This is a genomic window from Candidatus Peregrinibacteria bacterium (assembly GCA_016699755.1).
Classification (GTDB): domain Bacteria; phylum Patescibacteriota; class Gracilibacteria; order CAIRYL01.
In genome coordinates, this window is the sequence record CP065009.1 from 987890 (window position 1) to 1007763 (window position 19874).

Consider the following 19874-nt stretch of genomic DNA (forward strand, 5'->3'; position numbering starts at 1 on the left):
GCTCCGCGGAAAGAAGAAGTGATATACTCCTATGAAAAAAGAACACCACCTTTTCTTAAAACCTGTCGTGAAACAGCTTTTTTCCATCGGCATCCTCTGCTTGCTCACCGTCTTCTTCTCGGGATGTGAAGCCCCTTCCAATCCTTCGGAAAATGGAAAAGTATCTCTCAGCACAACAAAAACTCCTGTCAAAGCACCAGAGAAAAGTGAGTCATCCTCACCTGCTACCGTCCGTTTACAATCGGATTCATTTCCCGGTGTACTTATCCTTCATTCGGAAAAAGAAGAGCAAATCGCAAATGGTTTTCGTCTCCCTGTATTTCTTGAGAATGTTGCCGAGACAGATGGACTCGACACCATTACACTCTCCATGAGTCTTCCTGAAGGAGTAAAACTCACGACGGTTGATACGCCAATCGGCTATACTGTTCAGCTCGATAAACTTTCGACTTCTACTCCCACGCTTCATTTTTATCCTTTTTCAAGTAGCGGAGATTCATACGTCCCAGTGATTTCTTCTTCAGATCCCATTTTTACGCTTGAATATTCAGGGAAAATACCAGAAAAAATTGGTTTTTCCGGACTCTTCTTTCAAACAAACGGAACGCTTCACCGCACTCCAGAACAAACGCTCTCTTTCTAAAAACACCCCACAAACAAACCCAAAAACATGAAAATCCTACAAAAATACATTCTTTCAATTCCCTTTGGCATCTTATGCCTCATTCTTCTTGCCACCGCAGGAGTGGCATTTGCTGGACAGATTGGGAATACCGTTACTGTTACCGATACGACAACAGGAGACCAAACCATTCAGGAAATTCTTCTTGATACAACCACTGGAGAAAGCCTTATTTCCCTCATGAGGATTCCCGTCGAAACACAAATTTCAACAGGAAACGTCCTTCACGTTAACGTTACTCTCGAAAGTCTTGCGGCTTCTGCCACAATGACAAATATCGTCTATACAGAAACCTTTCCACAAAATCTTCTCTCTTTTGGAGGAGCTGTCGTTTCAGGAGATATTTCCTGTAGTTCGCAAGAGGATAACGTAACGTGTACCGCAGATGATTTGACCCCCGGAGAACGATACGAATTCCAAATTCAGTACTACGCAAATGCACAAGGATCTGCCACAGTAAACGCTTCGCTTCAGACAGCAGAAGGAATACAAACATCAAAATCAGGAACTCATATTATTGGATCGGGATCGGGACTTCTTGTGACACAAAGTATTGATGGAAGTGCCAATGTTTCTGTTGGAGATGAATTTTCCATTACCGGAAGTATTCTTAATCAAAATACAACAACAAGCATAAGTGATATTTCGCTTGAAGATACTTTTCCGAATGACAAAATAGAAATTCTCAGCGTCAGCTCAGGAGCGGGACTCACTTGTCAAAATGGTGCAAATAGCATTTCGTGTCAGGCAGCCACACTTACCCCCGGAAAGAGACTCTCTTTTACCGCACAATTTCGAGCAAAAAATGAAGGGCTTGCAACGAACACGCTTGTTGCTTCTCGCCTAGGACAAGAAGATGTTACTCGGAATATTTCTATTGCCATCGGACAAAAAAATGCAGGAATTCTCCTCACCAAAAACATTATTGGAAGTCCCAATGTGAATATTGGCGATATTGTAGAATTTTCGGTTTCCGCAACAAATCAGAACTTCACCACTCCATCATCTCGTATAGAACTTACGGATGACTATCCAGAAAACTGGCTTCGGCTTGTAAGCATTTCTCCCTCCACTGGTCTTTTCTGTCAACAAGATGCCTCTGAAATACGATGTCAATCGGGCAATATTCCTTCTGGAGAATCGGTGTCTCTCAATGCTAGATTCCAAGCGATTCGCCCTGGAACAGTGGTTAATATGGCGACTGTCACTGATGCAAATAGAAAAACATGGACAGAGAGCGCTATGGTTCAAATTCTCGACTCGGGAGCACTGATTGGTCTTCAAAATTTTCCAGAAGAAAACACTGTGGAAAAAGGGAACTCATCATCTTTTTTTGTGGAAATTACTAATAGGAGCAGTGCTATTTTGCTTCAGAATATTTCCATTGAAGATACTTATTCCTTATCGAACCTTTCTCTTGAAGAGCTCACTCCGCTTTCCCCTGGAATAACATGTTCTTCGGACGCAAATCGTATTTTGTGTGATATTTCTCAACTTGACCCACAAGAAACGGTTCAGTATCGAGTATCTTTTCACACTCTCTCTACTGGAACAGCAACAAACACCGTTCATGTCCAAAACGGATCTCGTGAATATACGGCAGACCTTTCTTCTGATGTTCGAATTGTTGATTCTTCGTCTCCACTCTTTCTACGCACACATGCCTCCGGTTCACAATTTGAACTTGGAGAAGAAGTGGAAATCTTTTTTGAAGCTGAAAATCAAGATGATCAAAATTCTCTCAATAATATCGTTATTCATGGATCATTTTCGGGAACACCACTTGAGATTATCCCAGAAAGCCTCCCCTCACAAAATGGACTTACCTGCCGAAACACTAATATCTCGGAATTTTCTTGTTCTATAGACAAGCTCCTTCCTCATGAATCACGTTCGTTTTCTCTCCACTTTTCATCACAAGAGGTAGGAGAATCAATTCTCAATGTAGAGGCGACACAAGAACTTCAAAATATTTTGGAATCTTCTAAAATACGTATTCTTATTCGTGCTCCTGGTGCTCCTTTTGTCATTACCAAATCTCCAAACAAAACGGTTCTTGAACTAAATGAAGAAGTTTCTTTTACGCTTGTCGTTACCAACAGAACGCGTGCACTCACTCTTCAGGAAGTTAATATTTTAGATGATTTTCCCGAAGATAAGCTTCAAATTCTTTCCGTTGATGCAAGCGGTATTACATGTGTCAATGATGCCAAAGAAATTAATTGTCGCATTCCCGAGTCTGCCCCCGGAGACGTGTACACCATTACTTCTCACTTTAAAGCCATAGAAGAAGGAACTGCCACAAATACCGCAACAGTAGTTGATCAGGGAGGATCCTTCCGCGAGACAAGTAGCAATGTTTACATTAACAATCCGGGAAATATCTTTCTCGTAACAAAATCTCCAAACAAAACGACTGTCCAAGTAGGAGAAGAAGTAACCTACACCGTTTCCATTCGAAACCGAACAGATGCGCAAATAGTGGAAGATGCAAATGTTTTGGATGATTTTCCCGAAGAATATCTTGAACTCCTCGATATATCGACGTCAGAAGGTCTTCTCTGCGATGCCGGAGCGAAAGATATTCAGTGCAACATTCAAGATTTTTCTCCCGAAAAAGAGCCATATACTCTTATTGCAAAGTACCGAGCAATTGCTCCTGGTATTGCCGAAAATATTTTGTCGATTTCTAACGGATCACATCAGTACGACCAAACGGTTTCTTCTTCTCTTAAAATAGAACCCGGAAAAATAAATTTTTACCCTGCGCGTACAACAGGCGGTGATCCTGACACTATTTCCTATAACACTGTCGTTATCACAGGAGATGAACCCGCTGGCAGAAAAGCTGTTGGAAAATATGATCGTCTTGTCTTTTTTGGACCAAGAGCATCTGTACTCTACAATTGGTCTTTGAAAGACAAAACCTTTGGCACTTTATTGAATGCAGAAACAGGACTTCCTTGTACAGAGGTTTCAGGTGGTTTTCTTTGCTCCAAAATGCACTCGATTATTTTTCAGTCATCACATCAGGAAGGGGAAGCGACTATTCGTCTTGTAGAAGAAGGAGAAGGGAAAAACGATGAGGTTCCCATTGTGGTTTCTATTTTGCCACCTTCCATAAATACCATCACGCTTATGAATGAAGATGGAACTTCTCTTCCTGGATCAATCCGTATTCCTCTTTCAGAATCAGTTCTCTTTTCTGCAAATGAAACGCGAGAAGATGAAACGGTTCGCACAGGAGTTGCAGGAGAGCTTTTATGGGAAGCAAGCACTGATGGAGTGACGTGGAGTTCTTCGGGAAGTTGGGGATCAATAGTTGGAGGAGTACTGAGTATTACAGAAAAAGGTTCATATCTCATTCATGCTAAAAAAACACAATATATGGCATTCCCTGGGGTAAATGGCCTCACCCAACAAACAGAATCTGTTCTTTCTGATGACATTGCTATTTCTGTAGGAGATGCAGCTCCCTACATTGATTCACTCCACCTCACTGGAAATGAAGGGTTGGCGCAAGGAACAAGTGACACGCTCTTTGCTCGTCTTCGACACTTTGGAACATTTGCAGAAGTAGGTGATATTGAACTCGATTTTATCCGCGGAAAATATACCGATGTCAAAGATATTCCTGCTTCAGCACAACGCTTTTCTATTGATCTCGTTCCAGAAAAAAATATTATCGATATTACGGATGAAAAAACAGTCCTCCTAAAAATCCCATTTCAAATTCCCATTCTTGAAGATATTCAAGATGGACCGCACACACTTCTACTTACGGTCTCCAATAAAAATGGAGAAGCAGGAGATGACATAACAATGGGCATTTTATCAATCTTTCTCGGAACACCAACAGCAGGAGATGCCAATCTCGATGGAAAAGTAAGTGTTGGAGATGCTGTTCTTATGCTTCGTTTTCTCGAAAATAATGCATCCCCAAGTGCTCTTCAGGTTTCTGCACTTGACGCAGATCGGTCGAAAACACTTTCTCTTCGAGATTATACGGAAGTATTTCGTCCGCTCCTTTCTTCCGTTTTTTAATAGATGCTGAAAAAAATATTTCTTATCGGCACTTTCTTGTTGAGTATCACGGGGGCTCAGCATGCTTTCGCGGAACACTACTCTCATTCAGATACTGTGAGCGGCATGCAAGTCTATCTACCAGAATGGTCGGAAGGTGCTCCTGGGCAAAATGGAAGTTTTCCCGTACGAGTTGGGGAGGCGTTTCCATCAATTGCCAGAGGCGATATGCTTGGATTTTCTTTCACGGTTTCGTGGGATGAAAGTTTTCTCGAATTTCTCGGAGCAGATATAGAGCACAGCGTGTTTTCGGGAGACAATTTTGAATACACCGTCAATCATAATCCATTAGAAAACACAGCGAACATTTCCATTTTTACCGGCTCTCAAGGAGGAGTTGTTGTCAAACCAGGAGATGATCTTATCTGGCTCCTTTTCCGTGTTCGTTCGAGCGCAAAGGTTGGAAAAGAAACACTCGTCACCTTCTCTAATACCGCTGTTGCATACGATTCAAATATTCTTAAATCCGCGGGACTTCCTAATACTCAAGGGGGACGGCTTCTCATTACTTCCGGTGAAAGCCCCAATACCACTTCGCCTTCACAAGACACGTTCTTTATTCCAAAAAATACACTCGCAAAACCAGGAACAGAACGTCTTATTCCTCTCATTGCAAGCAAAACAGAACCCATTGCTGGACTGCTTTTTGATGTCACATTCCCTGCCGAAGATATGACATTTTTGGGAGTAGAAACTGAAGGAAGTGCCCTTGCACAAGCAGGATTTGAATTCTTAACAGACACGAGTGTTCCGAATCATATTGCCATTTTAGGGGCAACTGGAGATCTAAAAGGAGCCACTCTTTCTGATGGAGAAACGACACTTTTTCTCCGCTTTTCTCTTTCAGAGAAGGTCACGCTCGGAAAAACGCTTCCCATGAGTATTCCAAAAATGACTATTGTTTCGCCCACAACACTCAAAGAGGAAAAAAGAAGTGTTCGAGAGGGATCGGTTCTCACGAGTGAAACAGGAGAAATGGGCGTTCGAAATGTAACTCCACTCTCTTCTACAAGCGTTCGTATTCTCTTTAATGATGATATTTCTGTAGCAACACTCAATGATTTCTCATTCTCCCCAAAGCTCAAAAATGTAAATACCACTTTCGAAAAAAACGGAAAATTTGTCACGATACGAAACCTCACGACAATGCTTCCCGAAAAACGGTATCGCGTTGATATTGCCGAAACGGTTTCGGGAAATCGCTCTGGTCTCATTTCAAAAACACAAAATTTTGGATTCTTCCTTGGATTTCCAACGCAAAGTCCTTTGAGCGCGTTTTTTATCGAATCAGTAACAGCACTTTCAAACACATCACTTCAAATCACCTTTTCCAAAGATGTCAATATGGCATCTCTCGAATTGGAGGATTTTGCTCTCGAAGGACTCTCTATAACCAATGCCACTTCAGGAGCAAATGCACGAAAAATAATCGTAACCACCTCTGACCAATCGGTTCTTACTGGAAGCACATGGCTCTCGATACAAAACAAAAGCACTCTTCACGATTTGATCTCACAAAATGGTGAGCTTCTCTCTCGAAATGTTGCTCCATTATTGCCGTATGGACTCTCTTCTTTTGCGCCAACAGTCACATCTGTTTCTGCGGAAAAATCAGATCTCGTACATATCACGTTTGATAAACCTCTTCTCGCAAGTTCACTAACAGAAAATGCATTCTCTATTCGAGAAGAAGGAAAAACTGAAAATCTCATCACAGGAGGAAGCTATCTCTCAATTTCGGCAGATCGTTTGACGGTGACTCTGAATGGCGTTCGAACACTCGCTGGACGACAATATCGACTCGAAATTGATCCAGGGAAACTCAAAGGGAATACTTCTGATCAACCAATTATAGGAATGATTGGAAACATTGGATCCTTTTTGGGACAGGGAAGCTCCTACACTCCTTGGGATTTTGCGATTGAAAGTATCGAATCTCTTGGAAAAGATTCAGTTCGGGTAAGTTTTTCAGAAGACTTGGGAGAATTTGATATTGCTCCACTTTTTTCTGAAATATGGACTATAAACGCACTTGGTGCAGAAGAACCACTTCGAATTCTTTCCGCAAAAAAAGAGGGAAATACTGTTACGTTTACCACTGATGCACAATCACCAAATGCACTCTACTATCTTCTCTTTAGTGATCGAACACGAGTTGTAAGCAGTGTTTCAGAAATACTCGGCGTTCCAAACAGCAGTGGATTTTTGGGATATTCAGAGCAACGCATGCGAATAACGGGAGTGACGCCAAATAGTATTGCTGTAGGAACAGCAACAGAAATAACACTCTCAGGAATACATTTCCCCGAAGGAATGTCTGTTCGCCTCGGAAATAGAACATTCTCCGTTCAGCGAAAAAATGATGAAGAGGCACTTGTAACACTTCCCAATGATATTCCGCTAAACGTTTATGATATCATTGTTGTTGCTCCAGATGGAACAGAAAGTCGTCTCCCAAATGCCCTTCTTGTGGTAGATCCACAAATTGAAGAACGTTTTTCCCCAAAAATTCTCTCGGAAGAATCGTATGCCAATCCTTTCCGAGTGCCAAATGATGGGGTTATTACCACAACCCTTTGGGTACGGATAGAGGATCCTCGAGGAGTTTCGGATATTGATAAAGTTACCGCAGATCTTCGTATTGTTGGTGGACCAGCAGTAAAAGAATTTTCACGCATCGATTTTGTGGATGACAAAGCATGGTATTCCCTAGAAATAAGCATTCCTAGCAACGTTCCCACGTCAACAGAAATAACAGAGATTCCGGTAACCGTGCAGAATAAAAGCGGACAAAAAGGATTTGGAACTGTTTCGCTCATGGTGAGTCGCGATATGGATAGTGGTATTCCACCAGAAATTGTGTCTGCAACTGCTACTCCAGATCGAGTGGCACCAGGAAGTGCGACAGAAGTCACATTTCAAACAGAGATCTTTGATGAAGATGGAGGAGGAGATGTAACACGAGTCGTACTTGATGCCTCAAAAATTGGACTCGGGATCATTGTTCTTCCTGTTGTTCCTGAGGTAGAAGAAGATCGAAACTGTGTACGATCTGATTACATTGTCGGAGAATGGGGAGGATGTGGTGATGATGATCTTCAGAGACGTTCGGTTGAACTCAAACCTGGTCTGGAATGCCGAGAAACAGGAGCAAAACCAGATGCAGAACGCGATTGTGTGCTCGAAAGTACATCGTTTGTGCCGAAATGGCTTCGTTTTTCTCCAAAACGAGACATACTTTTGGATCTCTTTTTTCCAAGAGCAAATGCGGAAACGGTCTATGGAAAGCGGTCGTGGTTTACGAGTCCACCTAAAAAGATTCCCTCATGGGTTCCAGAGGGGACGTACAATCTTCCTCTTACTGTTCTTGACCGAGAAGGAGAAGAGATAAAGGGAAGTATTCAAATGCATATTACGCGTGACACTGTCGGTTCTCCAGAAATCGATAAGGATGATGTCTACATTTCCCCGAAAGCAACCATTTCGAATGATGACAAAACCACTTTCCGTATTTTTGCAAAAGCAGTTGATCCGAATGGTGCGGATGATATTGTTTCGGTAAGTGTTGGACTTGGAGATATTGGTTTACCCGCCGCCGAACTTGTAAAGGGGCAAACCGAAGGACCTGGTGCATGGTACGCCACGGAAGAATTGACGATTCCTCGATCGGTTATTCCTGGATTTCGAAATCTTACAGTCGTTGCTACGGATACTGAAGGGAATCAGGGAAAAGCTGATGTACGCATGCTCGTCACCACGCCCGAAGAATCTGGTGATGGACCTATTCTTGATACAGATCTTTCTTATACAAACCCGAGATCATTCCGAAATAATCAAAAAGAACAGGGGACACTCTATATGTTTGTAGAAGAAGGAGATGCTCCTATCGCCCACCTTACCGCAAACTTAGGAACAGTTCTTCAATATGTTCAACCAGAAGAAAATTCCGAACAAAATACAGAAGAAGGAGCATGTGTTTCCACCGATACCTTTGTCTGTCTCGTCCCTTCTGTCACAGAAGGAGCACGCGGACAATGGTATTATCTTCCGAATCTTATTGTTCGAGAAAAAGTGGCGGCAAGCCAAAATCCTTACTTTATTTCCGTTGTTGCCACCGATACAGATGGACGTCGAACAGAAGCAGAAGTTCCCGTTTTCGTAAATGACGGCATTCTGCCTCTTTCTGATAGAGATCTTCCTAATCTCGTTTCTGCAGTTGCCACCGGAAGAAAGGAGGTTCAAGCATATTTCTCTTCTGCGCTTGATCCTAAGCGAATACGACGAGAGGCATTTCGCATTGTTTTTTCGGATAACACTTCTGAATCGCTTCCTGTTCAAAATGTTCATATTTCATCAGATCGACAAACCGTAACATTAGAAACAAATGCCATGAATGCTGGAGATCGCCTCACACTCATAACCAATGCAGAAACATTGGGTCTCCGCGACATGCAACCGACTGATAATCAAGCAGATTTCTTGGGATACGATGAAGAAAATGAAGCAAAGAAACTCTTTGAAATATCGTACGCAAAAGCAATTGCCCCCAATGCCGTTGAGATTGTTCTTCGAAAAGACATTCGTTTCTCCACACTCAATGCAGACGGAAGCAATTTCCGAATTCTTATGGATAATGACAAAGAAGGACTTCCTGTTCGCGGAGCACAACTTGGAGAAAATGCCAGAACAATCATTCTCTCAACCGGTCTTCAAGAAGTCGGAAAAACGTACGTTGTCAAAGCAGAAAATCTGCTCGATTTTGCTGGAGGAAATTTTCGAAAGGGAGGAGATGTCGCCGTATTTTCCGCATACAATGAAGCACAACGAAACGATTTTCTCATAAAATACACCACAGAAAAGCCGGAAGGAATTATAGAAAAAGGAGAGGATGTTGTGCTCATGCTTCGGGTTTCAAATTCCGAAGATGCACAAGAGCAAAATAATGTAGCTCTCTCTCTTACATATCCATCTTCTGCTCTCTCATTTACTGGAGCAACGTCTTCAGGAGGAGTTTCGTGCGGAGACGATGGGAAAAAAGTGACCTGCAACATTGAATCGCTTCCTCCATCTTCTGAGTACCAATTTCGTCTTGTCTTTCGATCGATATCTTCAGGAGTTTTCTCGAGCACTGCCACCGCAGTTTCTGGAGAAGCTACTCTTGGAACCGCAAGCGTCGGCTTTACCGTTGTTGACCCAGGAAGCCCATTTTCTCTTCAAAAAACCTCAAACCGAGAAGAGGCAGAATCGGGAGAAGATATTACCTACACCATTACCATTACAAATCGAACGGGCGGAAATATTCTTTCGGATGTTGTCGTAACCGACACATTCCCTGAAACACTTCTTGGTTTGAAAAAAGTTTCCTCCTCCAGTGGAATTCCTTGTCAATATGACGCCTCAAAAATTCTCTGTCTCATCCCCTACTTTGCTCCAGGAAGTAGTTACACTATTACGAGTGATTTTACTGCTCTTGCAGAGGGAACTGCCATTAACACCGTATCTGTCAGCGCTTCTCAAAAAAATGACGAAGGCACAGAAGAAGTAACAACAAGTGCAAGAAGTGCCACAGTTCTCATCTATCATTCTCTTCTCAGTGCAGATTTTAATAATGATGGACGGGTAGATTTCTTCGACTTCACTATTTTTTCGGACGTATACAACACAAACGGAAAAGATCTTCCAGAAACTGACATGAATCGCGACGGAAGAGTGGATTTTCTAGACTTCACACTTTTTGCAGAACAGTACGGAAAAGAAGAAGAGAAATCTACGCCACCGCCCATTCCTAAAGAAGAAGCTGGAAGTGAAGATGCTTCTCAAAATAATGATGCTTCTTTGGGATACTTCCCATCTTCTGTTCTTTTCTGCGTCTCATGAAAATATCACTTCGATTTTTCGGCATCGTGTTTCTTGCATTCTTTTTTTCTGCCTGCCTTTTTCGGAGCAACTATGTTGAGCCCGATCATCTTCCCGAAAAAGAAGCGCAAGATACCTCCTCAACGCCAGAAGAACAAAGACTTCTCGAACAAATTGAAGAATCTCGCAAAAAACGAGAGGATATGAAAAAAGCAAAAACCGCTACGTTTTCTCTTCGAAAAACAGAAGAGAATGGTGACGATATTACCGTCGAACTCTGGCTCGATAACCCAAGAAAACAATCGATCGCCTCGGTACGAGCATGGATTGCCTTTGACGCGTCAGTGCTTCATGTGGAAGATATTCTCTTTCCCGAAGAGAGCCGATTTTCAGTGCTCGCCCCTGGAGAAGTCGGACCAGATGAAGAATCGGAACTTATCCGCATTGGAGTTTCTACAGAAGATGGAAAAGCGGTGAACGATGAAGGACTTCTCGTTGCACACATTCTTCTGAAACGAAAAACGAATACCGCCACCGCCCTCGATTTTTATGGATTTGGCACGGCAGGAAAAACAGTAGTTCTCGAAAAAACTCCTGAAGGAACATTTCGTGACATCCTTCTTCCGCCAGCCATCCCTTCACTCTTCCTTTCTCCTCTCCCATGAAGAAAATCGCCTTTTCATTTTTCCTCGGGCTTTTCTTTTTTTCAGGTCTCTCACACGCCGCAGATGACCATCTCGATTTCATCTTTGAGTGGCATTGTGAAAAAGAAGATCTCAATTGCAATGCAAAAATTCCAGAAAAAGAGAAAACACTTTCACTGGAAAATAGCGAACTCTCAAAGAGTTTTACACTCGACATCGTGATTGACAATCCTCAAGGCGAACAAGTCAATTCCGCACGAGCAAAGATTACCTACGACCCAGAAGCCCTTCTAGTAGAAGAAATTCTCACTGCTTCTGGAACATATTCCGATTTTTCACTTCCCGAACCAAACGCACAAAAAATAGACGACCAAGAAGGAACCATCACCATTGGAATGGCGGGACTCAGCTCCACGGCAAAAAAAATATACTTTGCCTCCCTGAAAATGAAACTCCTTAAAAAAACTGCCACTCTTGAATATCTTAATGTACAACAGAACGAACTCGGAGATACTGGTATTTACCAAAGCAGTGGTTTAGCAGTAGTAAATAGGCTCCCCGCAACTCCCATGTCCCTTCTTCTCAGTACTGACGGAGGAGCCTCCTCTGAGAATAATAATGAAAAACTCCCTCACAGCAGTGATCTCGCAAAACCAGTAGGACTCGTCCTTCGAACAAATGATGACGGGACAGTTACTCTTGTGTGGCCAATCGAAAAAGATCTTCCTGTTGCGGGATACTACCTTTACTACGGAAAAGACGCATCGCTCCTCATTCGCCGAAAAAATGTTGGATACCGAAATTTTGTAGAATTTCCGGGAGGAAGCTTGGACAGAGGAGACAAATATTATTTTCAAATCACTGCTTATGAAAAGGACAACTTAGAAAGTGAGGCATCAGATTTTGTTTCAGTAATTGTTGGACAACCTGGCACCGAAAGTGATCCATTTGAAGGTGATCCTCGAGAAAAAGAGATGGAAACGCAAAACAAAGATAACACGATGGAAAGTGACACCACGAAAGACGAAAAGAAAGAGAATGCTTCGCCGGAAAAAACAACCGATTCCGGTCCAGAGCATATACTTTTCTTTCTCGTAATAAGCGCAGGAATCGCATTCCTTGGCTTCTCACTTCGTAAAATACGTTTCTAATTTTTCATATTTTTCATTTTTTTACACACACATGAAAAACCAATGGACAACCGTTTCGGATGATTCAGGGAACACGGCCCTTCCCCCAACTGAAGGAACGCCACCACCATCAAAGAGAGATAATACCTCTCGAAACCGGCGAATTTCCGTCGCCTTTGCAAGCACGGGAGTATTTCTTATGCTTGTTGGTGCCGCTCCGTTTCTCTTTCGAGACAGCGAAGCACCTCAATATTCCGCTTTTCTTACTCCTCAAGGGATTGAAGAAAAAGATGGAGAACCGCTGGCAAATACAGAAGAAGTATTTCTTCCTGGAGAAGAAATGCTCGCAGATGCACAAGGAGGGTTTGGTGGCGCACTAGAAGTAGATGTGAATCCTGATTTCTCAGATGAAACCGAACCTACCACAGAAGAAGCTCCAATAGGAGAAATAGGAGCAGGAGATTCCTCCGGAGAAACAGAAGAAAATCCTTTTTCTGAGCTCATAGAAGAGACTGCTTCAGAGGAAGATCCATCAGGAGAATTTGAAATCGTACTTGAAAACAACGAGGGATCATCGGAAATTATCACCGAGAATCCAGAGGAGGGAGTACCCGTTCTTACCGAAAAAGTTGATTTCCCCATTGAAGTCGCCGCTAACACGCAAGAAAATGGTGTTATCGATTTCGGAACTACCACAGATCTTCATGGTGCCGCGCCCGTTGCTCCAAAAACAGGAACTCCTCTCATTCCGCTTCTCGTCTTCTCTACACTTGCTGCCTTTGGATTTCGTCTTCAAAAGAAATTCTCCTAAAAGAACTTTGGAGCTTTGCATTAGTTGTTCATTGGTTTTACCTCCTTCCCACCAGAAACGGAGTGGGGAGGAGGTTTTAGTTATTCCAGAATTTTGCAAAAACTCCCTACGAAGACGTGCCCCTGATAAATCTCATAAATATTTTGAGAATGCCCACTAAAAATATGATTGCTGAAACCAGGGAAATAGTAATTAACACATCCCAAATGGGAGAATAGGTCTTTTTATACGCATCATATTTTTCGAGTAATTCTGAAGGCGGATCTTGATACGGAAGCATATCAGCACCAATTACTCCTGCAAGAGCAAAGGATATAGCGGCAATACATCCAGATGCCACGACTATTATTTTGAGCTTGCTTTTGATCATGATACCGAAAAATCAAATATCCAAATTCTTCACCGACTTTGCGTGGGTCTGAATAAACTTTCGTCGAGGAAACACTTCGCTTCCCATGAGTGTCGTAAAAATCATATCCGCTTTTTCTGCATCGTCTACAGCAACCTTCATCATGAGTCGGCTACTGGGATCCATGGTAGTTTCCCAAAGCTGATCGGGGTTCATTTCTCCCAGACCTTTATACCGTTGAATCGAAACTCCCCCAACGCGTTTTACTTCTTCCACCTCTCCTTCTCCTTCAGACTCTTCCGGTGACTCTTCTTTTACTTCTGCAATGCCAAACTCTGAAAGAGCAGTGATTTTTTCTTCATCGTTAAACGCGTATCGAATATTTTTCCCCTTGGCAATTTTATAGAGTGGTGGACAGGCAATGTAGAGATGTCCGGTTTCAATAATATCTCGAAAATAACGGAAAAAGAGTGTCAAGAGAAGCGTGCGAATATGCGAGCCATCTACGTCCGCGTCCGTCATGATAATAATCTTTCCATATCGAAGTTTTTCGATTTCAAATATCTCTCCAATTCCTGTTCCCAAGGCAACAATAAGCGCTTTTACTTCATTATTTGCGAGCATTTTATCGAGTCGTGCCTGTTCTACATTTAAAATTTTTCCCTTCAGTGGCAAAATCGCCTGAAGTTCTCTATTTCGCCCTTGTTTCGCGGAACCACCAGCAGAATCTCCCTCCACAATGTAGAGTTCGGTTTCTTCCGAATTTCGGCTGGAGCAATCTGCCAGTTTTCCAGGAAGTGTCATCCCCTCAAGTGCTCCTTTTCGAATGACAGTATCTCGTGCGGCTCGTGCGGCTTTTCGGGCGCGTGCCGCCAATAAACACTTTGCAATAACATTTTTGGCATCCGCTGGATTTTCTTCAAGATATTCTGAAAATGCTTCTGCAAATGCGGCTTCTACCGCTGGGCGCACCTCCGAATTCCCAAGCTTTCCTTTCGTTTGCCCTTCAAATTGAGGCTCGGCAACCTTAATAGAAATAACCGCAGTAAGTCCCTCTCGAACATCTTCCGCAGTAAGATTTTCCTCCTTTTCCTTGAGAATCTGTTTATCGCGCGCATATTGGTTGATGGTTCGTGTCAGAGCAGTGCGAAACCCCGTTAAATGTGTTCCCCCTTCGGGATTATGAATATGGTTTGTAAAACACCAAATGTTTTCTGAATATGAGTCGGAATACCGCATTGCTACTTCTAGTTGACACACATCTGTCTCACGCTCTACGGAAATAACTTCCGAAACCGCTCCTTTGCTCTCCGAAAGATGCCGAACATAGCTTGCTACACCACCATCAAAAAAGAATCGATATTTCTGTGGCATTTCTCCAGTTTCATCAGCAATAGAGATGCGGACATTTTTTGTGAGATACGCCTGTTGTCGCAATCGTGTGATAATAACATCCCATTCCATTGCTTGTGTCTCTTTAAAAATAGTGGGATCAGGATAAAATGTTATTTCTGTTCCTGTCCCCTCTGCTTCTCCAACAACTTCAATATCTCCCAAAACAGCTCCTTTGGAATATTCCTGTTGATAGATTTTTTCGTCTCGAAAGACCTTTGCCACAACCCTTTCTGAAAGCGCATTTACCACGCTTGCCCCCACTCCATGAAGTCCGCCGGATACCTTATATCCACCGCCACCAAATTTTCCTCCTGCATGGAGAATAGTCATAACTGTTTCTAGTGCCGATTTTCCTGTTTTTGAGTGTTTATCAACCGGAATTCCTCGTCCATTATCGAACACGCGAAACCCCCCATCAGAAAGAAGGGTGACATCGATTGTTGTACAATATCCTGCCATGGCTTCGTCAATGGCATTATCAACAATTTCCCAGAGAAGATGATGAAGTCCTCGAGAATCGGTGGAGCCAATATACATTCCGGGGCGCTTGCGAACAGCCTCAAGACCCTCAAGTACTTGTATGCTCTCGGCGGAATACTGTTGATTACTCATAAAAACGAAAGAAGAAATTTCCCAAGGAGTATGGCAGAAAATAAGGGAGAAGGGAATGGATTTCAGGGGACTTCCCACGAACTATCAAATTTTCAAGGTATTCCAAATTCTATCCCAAGAAAAAGATAAAAGGAGGATTTTTTCATTTGTGTCATTGCGGACATAATCTATAATCTCTTTTTCTTTTTCATTCCAAACTTGATTTCATTGTCGTCATAGCCTTTTCCCCAAAACGCCTCTACAATGGGCGCATGACTTTGGCACGAAAGATTTTGGGAAACACAATAGCACAAGTGCTCGGGCGCTTTGTGACAGCTTTTTTGGCAATTATAGTTGTCAAAATTTTAGCAACGTATTTGGGACAAGCCGGTTATGGAAAATATGCCACTATTTACGAATTTCTCGCTTTTTTTGGTGCCTTTGCCGATTTTGGTATTTTCACCATTGCTGTTCGAGAAATGTCTCGAGAAAAAAGTGATCAAGAAGCGGTATTCAGCAATGCTCTTACCCTTCGTACACTCTTTACGGCAACGGCTATGCTTCTTGGCGCCGGTGCAGGTTTTCTTGTTCCTCAATACCAACACACCGTAATTCCAGTGGGAATTCTTATTGCTTCGCTTTCCACCTTTTTTGTTATTCTCTCCGGAACGCTTTCTGTTGCGCTCCAAGTACGCTTGCGAATGGAGTTTGCCGCCTTTGCCCTTGTGCTCGGAAAGGTTTTTACGGTTGCTATTGTGCTTTTGATAACACAATCACTTTTTCCAGTAGCAACAGAGGAGAGCTTTTTCTTGCTCATTTGGGCAGGAACGGTAGGTGCTGGTTTTACTTTTCTCCTCACACTTCTGTGGACAAGAGCATCATTTCCTGTTCGATTCCGTTTTGACAAAACACTCTCCAAAAAACTCCTCCTTGAAGCGGCTCCATTTGCCATCGCACTCGCACTGAACACCCTCTACATTCGACTTGATATTCTTCTTCTTTCCCTTCTTCTCCCGCCATCAGAAAACGGAATATGTGACAAATCCTTTTGTGGAGATACCGAAGTCGGTGCTTATGCTGTAGCGGCGCGCATTTTAGAAATCCTCCTTATGATCCCCATTTATTTTATGAATTCTGTACTTCCCACTCTTACCGAACGGATTACGAAAGTTTCAGACTCACTCCTCCGTCTTCTTCGAAACGCCTTTTCTTTTCTCCTTGCGGTTGGCGTTCCAGCAGGAATTCTCCTTTTTGTTCTCAGCAAAGAAACAACAGAGCTCATTTCTTCCGCATCATTTCTCTCAACTCCAGATCAAGCAGGAGCCGATACTGCACTTCGTATTCTCTCAGGAATGGTTTCCATTGCCTTTCTCTCAATGTTTTTTGGATTTCTTCTCATCGCTTCTGGAAGACAAAAAGAGCTTATTCGCATTAATTTTCTCACGGTATCTTTTAATATTCTTCTCGATCTTCTTCTTATTCCAAACTATGGATTTGTTGGTGCAGCATGGGGATCGTTTTTCTCGGAGTTTATAATGCTTTCACTCATGATCTTTGCCACAAAAAAATACATCCACTTTTCACCAGATATTCGTTCTCTAAAAATCATTGCTTCCGCAGGGGGAGCGGGAGCACTTTGCTTCGGAATTCATGCAATATTGGCGCCACTCGGAACGCTTCCTTCGTTTGGCGGAACGCTTCTTGTATTTGTCGGATTTTATGCGGGAAACCTGTGGATAACTGGCGTGCTCTCGAAAGAGGTACTCGGCGAAGTGCTCGGAAGAAAAGAGAAATCACAGTGAGTCCAAATACGATTGCAACAAAATTGCCGCGGAAGCCGCATCAAGATTTCCTCGAAATGTTTTACTCGTGTGCCCCATTTCGCGCGCGGATTTTTGCGCAGTTCTACTCGAATATCGCTCATCCCAAAGCAGAGTGGAGACTTGTGAAAAACGTATTTTACATTGTTCTGCAAATTCCTGAGCCACCTGTGTTTCTTTTGTTTCTCCTCCGCTCGGAAGAATAGGATTTCCAACAACAATGATGACAATTTTTTCTTGCACGAGAATCTGTTGGAGTACATCGAAAACATGTTCATCATTTGGAAGAATTTCTCGAGGAAAGGCAATTCCTATTTCTGTATCTCCTACTGCAATACCAATGCGCTTTGCTCCATAATCAATACCAATTATTTTCACTGTGAGAGTGAAACGGAAAAACGTGCATCTCCCGTGAGAAGCATTTTTTCAGGCAGAGATTTGGTGCTCAAAATTCCAGATTCCGTTAAAACATTACGAGAAAAGAGGATACTATCTCGTCCGGGTTGAAACTGGAATTGAAGTGAGAATTCACTGGGAAACGAGAGCTTATTTGGAAGGAGGTATTGCAAAATAACTTCTTGCTCACTTCCGGCAGATACCTTGGGAAACCGAAATGCAAATACAGTCTTTCCTGCCTGAGTATCTTCCTCTATTTGCTCGGGAGGAATTCCCGTAGAACCGATGAGCTTTGCCCCAAGAGGAACAAATACCTGTGTATACGAGGAATTATCTCCAGCACCAAGAATATTTCGAAGCAGTTCAGGTTCAACGAGAAATGATCCATATTTTTCGAAAAGATCATTCACAAACGCATTTTCTTTTTCTCCCCAAGAATGCTTTCGATGAATAAGAAGTTCATTTTGTACAGAACCAGAAAGCGAAATAACAGAAGTCAGTGAAATACTTTCCTGAAGAAAATGGTCAGATTTATTTCCGCCCACATTTGCAGAAACAATCGCAAGAAAATCTCCTTCATTGTTTTGCGGAATTTCACCAGATATTCCGAGTTTCTTTGCCGCTTCCTCTACTTTTGAATTTGTGGAGTGTACAAGTATCCATTTGCGATGAATTGCTGTTTGAAAAAGAGCAAGAAGTTTTTCTGGAGGAAGCGCAGAAATACGCTCCAAAAGTTCTGGAAAAAGTTTTGCCATGCCATCCTTGGGAGTGTGCTTTCCAAATGCTTTTGCTTCGACAAAAAACGAAAGAAGAAGTGAAGCATTTTCTGCGGTTAATTTTTCCCCTGTTTCTGGAAGCGCAACATCGCCTGTGGCAGAAAGAACTTCACGAAAAAAATCATCTGTCACCACCACAATAGTTTCTGCGGTTGGTCCCCCACTCTTTTCGAGAAGTTCGCGCAACAAATTGGCAGAGAAAGGAAAATGAAAAAAGTAATTTGCATCTTGTAATTGTAGCCGATTTGTAAGACGTTCAAATCCCGGAGGTGGTGGAAGAACTTCTATAAGTTTCCACGAGAACGCATAAATATCGGAAAATACTCCAGAAAGAGCTCCGCCGTTTCCCGTAAGAAGTGCAAACGAACCAGGGAATCCTCCAGTTGCGCGAATTTCTCCAGAATTTTGAAAAAAGATCGCCGTTGTGTGCGGCATGTTTTCCCCAAGAATTTCACGCGTGGCAACAAGAAGAATAGAGAAATCTAAAAGGGATTGTCTTGCTTCTGGCAAGCGCACCGCAAGTGTGGAAAGTTCATTTTTCCAAGGAAGCAAAAGAGGATTTTTTTGCGCTTCTTGAAGCACTTGTGATCCTTGTGCAAATAAAGATTCCGATTGTGTCATCATTTGATCTGCTTTTTGTAATTGTAATAAAACCTCGTCTCCTTTTTTCCCCAAAAGAAGTGTAGGAATTTTTCGAAAATTTGGTGCCATGTTGGCAAAATCTTCGCCAAGTGTTGCCGCTTTTTCCGCAAGCGCAAAAAGCTCGGAAAATGTTCCTGATGGAAAAAGAGAGGAATTAGTATTTCCCAAAAAAAGAGGAGAGCGAAGCGCAGAAAGAGTCTCGCGAGCCTCGGCAAACGCGAGTGCGGATTCTGTATATTCCTGCGAAAGGAGAAGATCTGCGCCTTCTCGAAACGAAATAGACGCCTGTTCCGCATTATTTCCAACGTGCTCTGCAACGGCAAGCATCCCCCTTCCTAAAGCACCAAAACACACTAGTACACCAAGAGCAAGAAGTGAGCACTGAACACGGGATTTCCTGTTTCTTTTTTTGAGATTTGAGTGAGATACATGCTTTTGTTTTGGAAAATCGAGGTATTGACGAGTAGGAAAAAAACGAATTCCAAAAGAGAGCCGAAGAGTATTACTCGGAGTGATACGTGAACGCGAAAGCGCCAGCACAACTGGTGGTTTTTTCCCCCGATGGAGATCGCGCACAAGAGAAGATTTCACAAAATAAAGCGTAGCAGAAACAGAAAAAGGGAGATATTCCATTTTTCTGTTGTGATTTGCAATGATTATTCCCAAAGCCTTGGTGAGAAAACACTTCCTCCGCTACAA

The 19874-nt window shown here is 42.7% G+C and carries 11 protein-coding genes; 7 read left to right on the top strand and 4 right to left on the bottom strand.

Features of this window, described 5'->3' with window-relative positions:
• The first annotated feature begins 31 nt into the window (after positions 1-31).
• From IPN35_04445 to IPN35_04470, 6 genes are read left to right on the top strand one after another with little or no spacing between them, the layout of a single operon-like run.
• Positions 32-643 (top strand): hypothetical protein, encoded by a 612-nt coding sequence (locus IPN35_04445; GenBank protein ID QQS58825.1) that lies wholly within the window; start codon positions 32-34, stop codon positions 641-643.
• Positions 644-670: 27 nt separating this feature from the next.
• Positions 671-4726, top strand: a complete 4056-nt coding sequence (locus IPN35_04450; GenBank protein ID QQS58826.1) for a hypothetical protein — start codon at positions 671-673, stop codon at positions 4724-4726.
• A 3-nt stretch (positions 4727-4729) separates the two neighbouring features.
• Positions 4730-10642, top strand: coding sequence for a DUF11 domain-containing protein (locus IPN35_04455; protein QQS58827.1), 5913 nt, complete (start codon positions 4730-4732; stop codon positions 10640-10642).
• Positions 10639-11286 (top strand): hypothetical protein, encoded by a 648-nt coding sequence (locus IPN35_04460; protein QQS58828.1) that lies wholly within the window; start codon positions 10639-10641, stop codon positions 11284-11286. The genes IPN35_04455 and IPN35_04460 overlap by 4 nt, the downstream gene beginning before the upstream one ends.
• Positions 11283-12416, top strand: coding sequence for a hypothetical protein (locus IPN35_04465; protein QQS58829.1), 1134 nt, complete (start codon positions 11283-11285; stop codon positions 12414-12416). The genes IPN35_04460 and IPN35_04465 overlap by 4 nt, the downstream gene beginning before the upstream one ends.
• Positions 12417-12447: 31 nt before the next feature.
• Complete coding sequence (locus IPN35_04470) at positions 12448-13206, top strand: hypothetical protein (protein ID QQS58830.1); 759 nt, start codon at positions 12448-12450, stop codon at positions 13204-13206.
• A gap of 106 nt (positions 13207-13312) precedes the next feature.
• Here the strand turns inward: IPN35_04470 and IPN35_04475 are convergent, their stop codons facing one another.
• A complete protein-coding gene (locus IPN35_04475) occupies positions 13313-13576 on the bottom strand; it encodes a hypothetical protein (protein ID QQS58831.1) in 264 nt (87 codons plus the stop codon).
• Between the two features lie 12 nt (positions 13577-13588).
• On the bottom strand, positions 13589-15562 hold the full coding sequence (gene gyrB, locus IPN35_04480; protein ID QQS58832.1) for a DNA topoisomerase (ATP-hydrolyzing) subunit B: 1974 nt from the start codon (positions 15560-15562) through the stop codon (positions 13589-13591).
• Between the two features lie 251 nt (positions 15563-15813).
• Here gyrB and IPN35_04485 point away from each other — a divergent pair, with 251 nt between their 5' ends.
• A complete protein-coding gene (locus tag IPN35_04485; GenBank protein QQS58833.1) occupies positions 15814-17343 on the top strand; it encodes a flippase in 1530 nt (509 codons plus the stop codon).
• Here the strand turns inward: IPN35_04485 and ruvX are convergent.
• Both ruvX and IPN35_04495 read right to left on the bottom strand, forming a co-directional pair.
• Entirely contained in the window at positions 17335-17739 is a 405-nt protein-coding gene (ruvX, locus tag IPN35_04490; GenBank protein QQS58834.1) for a Holliday junction resolvase RuvX, read from the bottom strand. The two genes, IPN35_04485 and ruvX, sit on opposite strands and share 9 nt — an antisense overlap.
• Entirely contained in the window at positions 17736-19841 is a 2106-nt protein-coding gene (locus tag IPN35_04495; GenBank protein ID QQS58835.1) for a DUF4012 domain-containing protein, read from the bottom strand. The genes ruvX and IPN35_04495 overlap by 4 nt, the downstream gene beginning before the upstream one ends.
• Between the last annotated feature and the right edge of the window lie 33 nt (positions 19842-19874).

What these genes read in the sequence shown, in the direction of transcription:
- IPN35_04445 (QQS58825.1), top strand. Translation starts at nt 32, where the DNA reads ATGAAAAAAGAACACCACCTTTTCTTAAAACCTGTCGTGAAACAGCTT.
- IPN35_04450 (QQS58826.1), top strand. Translation starts at nt 671, where the DNA reads ATGAAAATCCTACAAAAATACATTCTTTCAATTCCCTTTGGCATCTTA.
- IPN35_04455 (QQS58827.1), top strand. Translation starts at nt 4,730, where the DNA reads ATGCTGAAAAAAATATTTCTTATCGGCACTTTCTTGTTGAGTATCACG.
- IPN35_04460 (QQS58828.1), top strand. Translation starts at nt 10,639, where the DNA reads ATGAAAATATCACTTCGATTTTTCGGCATCGTGTTTCTTGCATTCTTT.
- IPN35_04465 (QQS58829.1), top strand. Translation starts at nt 11,283, where the DNA reads ATGAAGAAAATCGCCTTTTCATTTTTCCTCGGGCTTTTCTTTTTTTCA.
- IPN35_04470 (QQS58830.1), top strand. Translation starts at nt 12,448, where the DNA reads ATGAAAAACCAATGGACAACCGTTTCGGATGATTCAGGGAACACGGCC.
- IPN35_04475 (QQS58831.1), bottom strand. Translation starts at nt 13,576, where the DNA reads ATGATCAAAAGCAAGCTCAAAATAATAGTCGTGGCATCTGGATGTATT.
- gyrB (QQS58832.1), bottom strand. Translation starts at nt 15,562, where the DNA reads ATGAGTAATCAACAGTATTCCGCCGAGAGCATACAAGTACTTGAGGGT.
- IPN35_04485 (QQS58833.1), top strand. Translation starts at nt 15,814, where the DNA reads ATGACTTTGGCACGAAAGATTTTGGGAAACACAATAGCACAAGTGCTC.